This window comes from Methylobacterium sp. CCH5-D2 (assembly GCF_001556475.1).
GTDB classification, from domain to species: domain Bacteria; phylum Pseudomonadota; class Alphaproteobacteria; order Rhizobiales; family Beijerinckiaceae; genus Methylobacterium; species Methylobacterium hispanicum.
Genome location: NZ_LSIX01001114.1, coordinates 1 through 3,780, shown reverse-complemented (window position 1 = coordinate 3,780; position 3,780 = coordinate 1). Strand labels below are relative to the sequence as shown.

The following is a 3,780-nucleotide window of genomic DNA, read 5'->3' as shown; positions in this document are numbered from 1 at the left end:
CCGCCGATATCGGGGTACGCCGCCAGATCCTGGCGGAGCCCGACGGGGATCTTCCCGCCCGCACCTGGGCTTCGCTGCAGGACGGCACGCCGATCGTCACCGCCGAGACGCGGGGGCAGGGCCGAGTGGTGCTGTTCCACGTCACCGCCGACACGACGTGGTCGAACCTGCCGCTCTCGGGGCTGTTCATCGACATGCTGCGCCGTGTGGTCGCGCTCGCCGGCTCCTCGGCCCCGCCGACCGATGGCGGCCCGCGCCCGCCCGCCGCGATCCTGGCCCCGCGCCTCGCGCTGGACGGGTTCGGGGCGCTGGGCTCCCCGCCGGCCTCCGCCAAGGCGGTCGCGGCCGATTACGGCGACCGCGCCACGCCCGAGCACCCGCCGGGCTTCTACGGGCCGGCGGATGGCGGCGTCGCGGTCAACGCGCTGCGCCCCGGCGACGCGCTGGTGCCGCTCGATCTGGCCAAGCTCAGCGGTGCCCGCACGGGCACGCTCGCCGGGGCCGAGACCCTTGATTTGCGTGCCGGCCTCTTCACCTTCGCGCTGATGCTCCTCGCGCTCGACACCCTGGCGGGCCTGTGGCTCGGCGGCTTCCTGGCCCGCGGCGGGATCGGGCGCCTGCGCCCGCGCCCGGCCGCGCTCATCGTTGCGGGCCTGCTCATCGCGCCGCTGCTGGCGCCCGTCCCGGCCCGCGCCGAGGAGCCCGCCGCCAACCGGCCGAACGGCATCGAATCGGCCCTGGTGACCCGGCTCGCCTACGTGGTGACGGGCGACGCCGCCGTGGACGAGGCGAGCCGCGCCGGCCTCTCCGGGCTGACCCAGATGCTGGCGAGCCGCACCGCGCTTGAGCCCGGCGAGCCCGCCGGCATCGACCCGGCCAAGGACGAGCTGGCCTTCTACCCGCTGATCTACTGGCCGATCGCCCCGAACCGGCCGCAGCCGGGCGAGCAGGCGATCCGGCGCATCGACGCCTTCATGCGCAACGGCGGCACGGTGCTGTTCGACACCCGCGACGGCCTGACCTCCCGCCCCGGCGCCGCGCCGACGCCGGAGGGCACCTACCTGCGCAAGATGCTGGCGACGCTCGAGGTGCCGGAGCTGGAGCCGGTGCCGGCCGACCACGTGCTCACCAAGGCCTTCTACCTCTTGGACACCTTCCCGGGCCGCTACGCCAGCGGCCAGACCTGGGTCGAGGCGCTGCCCCCCGCGGGCGAGGGCGCCGAGCGCCGCCCGGCCCGCGCTGGCGACGGGGTGAGCCCGATCATCATCACGGGCAACGACCTCGCCGCCGCCTGGGCGGTGGGACGGCGGGGCGAGCCGCTCTACCCGGTGGTCGGCGGCGACCAGCGCCAGCGCGAGATGGCGTTTCGCGGGGGCGTGAACATCGTGATGTACACGCTCACGGGCAACTACAAGGCGGATCAGGTCCACGTGCCGGCCCTGCTCGAGCGGCTGGGGCAGTGAGAATCTTCGACGCTCCGCAGGGCCGTTCACGGCGCTCGGGCGGTTACGGGATAGAGCGCGGGTCCCCTCTCCCGTGCGGGAGAGGGACAGGGTGAGGGATGAGAACTATCAGAACTGGGCGGCAAGGGTGCCGCGGCACCGTCGCGACAGCTCCGGCACGTTCTCATCCCTCACCCCAACCCTCTCCCGCACGGGAGAGGGGGCCTGTCGCGCGATCCGCGCCCTGTCCTGACATCCCGGAGGCCGGATCGGCATGCTGAGCCTCAGCTTCACCCCCCTCCTGCCCTGGCCGGTGCTTGCGGGCCTCGGCATCGTCGTCGCGCTGCTGGGCCTGCTCGCCATCGCGAGCCGCGGTCGCGTCGGGCTGCTGCGCGTCCTCGTGCTCGCCCTGGTGCTGGCAGCGCTGGCCAACCCCGCCCTCGTCCGCGAGGACCGCGAGCCCGTGAAGGACGTGGCCGCGGTGATCGTCGACCGCTCCGGCTCGCAGAGCCTCGGCGACCGGCCGCAGATGACCGATCAGGTTCGGGCCGAGCTGCAGCGCCGCTTCGGTGCGCTCACCAACATCGAGCCCCGCTTCATCGACGTGCCGGACGCCCGAGACGGCGACGACGGCACCAAGCTGTTCGCCGCGCTCGGCCAGGCGCTGGCCGACGTGCCGCCGGAACGGCTGGCGGGCGTCGTGATGCTCACCGACGGCGTGGTGCACGACATCCCGGCCTCGATGGCCGCGCTCGGCCTGAAGGCGCCGCTCCACGTGCTCGTCACCGGCCACGCCGACGAGCGCGACCGGCAGATCAAGCTCTTGGAAGCCCCCCGCTTCGGCATCGTCGGCCGGGACCTCACCGTCCGCGCCGAGGTGATGGAGCGCGGCGGCACCGGCTCGGCCGTGGTCACCGTGCGCCGCGACGGCGAGGAGATCGACCGCCGCACGGTCGCGACCGACAAGCCCTTCGCGCTGACCACCCGGATCGAGCACGGCGGCCCGAACGTGGTCGAGATCGAGGTCGAGCCGCTGCCCGGCGAATTGACCACCGTCAACAACCGCGCGGTGCTGCCCATCGAGGGCATCCGCGAGAAGCTGCGGGTGCTGCTCGTCTCCGGCGAGCCGCACCAGGGCGAGCGCACTTGGCGCAACCTCTTGAAATCCGACGCCAACGTCGATCTTGTCCACTTCACCATCCTGCGCCCGCCGGAGAAGCAGGACGGCACGCCGATCTCCGAACTCTCTCTGATCGCCTTCCCGACGCGCGAGCTGTTCGTCCAGAAGATCAAGGACTTCGACCTGATCATCTTCGACCGCTACGCCAACCAGAGCGTGCTGCCGCAGGCCTATTTCGACAACATCGTGCGCTACGTGCGCGAGGGCGGGGCGCTCCTCATCGCGGCGGGTCCGGAATTCGCAGGTGCTGCGAGCCTCGCCCGCACCCGGCTCGCCGGCATCCTGCCGGGCGACCCCAACGGGCGCGTGGTCGAGCGGCCCTACAAGGCGACGCCGACGCAGGTCGGCCAGCGCCACCCCGTCACCCGCCTGCTGCCGGGCGCGCAAGCGGACGGCCCGCCGGCCTGGGGCGACTGGCTGCGCATCGTCGCCGCGCAGACCCGGGCCGGGGTGCAGCCGATCCTCTCGGGCGCCGACAACCTGCCGCTGCTGGCCCTCAACCGCGAGGAGAAGGGACGGGTGGCGCTCCTCCTCTCCGACCACGCCTGGCTCTGGGCCCGCGGCTACCAGGAGGGTGGACCCTATCTCGACCTGCTGCGGCGCCTCGCCCACTGGCTGATGAAGGAGCCGGCGCTGGAGGAGGAAGCCCTCAGGGCACAGATGACGGGCCACGGCCGCGAGGTCCGCGTCGAGCGCCAGACCATGGCGGACACGGCCGAGCCCGTCACCGTCACGGGGCCGACCGGGCGCGAGCGGACGCTCGCGCTCGCGCCCGCCGAGGCCGGCCTGTTCAGCGCCACCTTCGAGGCGCAGGAACTGGGCCTGCACACGCTGCGCTCAGGAAATCTCGTGGCCTTCGTCAGCGTCGGCCCGGCCAACCCGCGCGAGCTGACGGACGTGTTCAGCGACACCGAGCGCCTGCGCCCCGTCGCCGAGGGCGCGGCCGGATCGGTCCGCCGGGTGGCCGAGGCGGGCGTGGTCAGCGTGCCGCGCCTGCAGAGCGTGCGCGGCGGCAGGCTCGCCGGCGCCGACTGGATCGGCTTCCGCCCAAGCGACAGCGCGATCATCCGCGGCGTCGAGGTCTACCCGCTGGCGCTGGGCCTCTGGGCGCTCGTCGGCCTCGCCGCCGCCGTGCTGGCGATGTGGCTGGTGGAGGGG

General features: G+C 73.6%; 2 protein-coding genes. Both read left to right on the top strand.

The genetic code is table 11. The annotated features are described in order from the left end of the window. Positions 1-1,463: DUF4159 domain-containing protein (locus tag AX737_RS30125; protein ID WP_156454054.1), on the top strand; the 1,463-nt coding region annotated here is incomplete at its 5' end. 253 nt (positions 1,464-1,716) lie between these two features. Continuing rightward, on the top strand, positions 1,717-3,780 hold a 2,064-nt coding region (locus tag AX737_RS30120; protein ID WP_066927705.1), incomplete at its 3' end, for a hypothetical protein.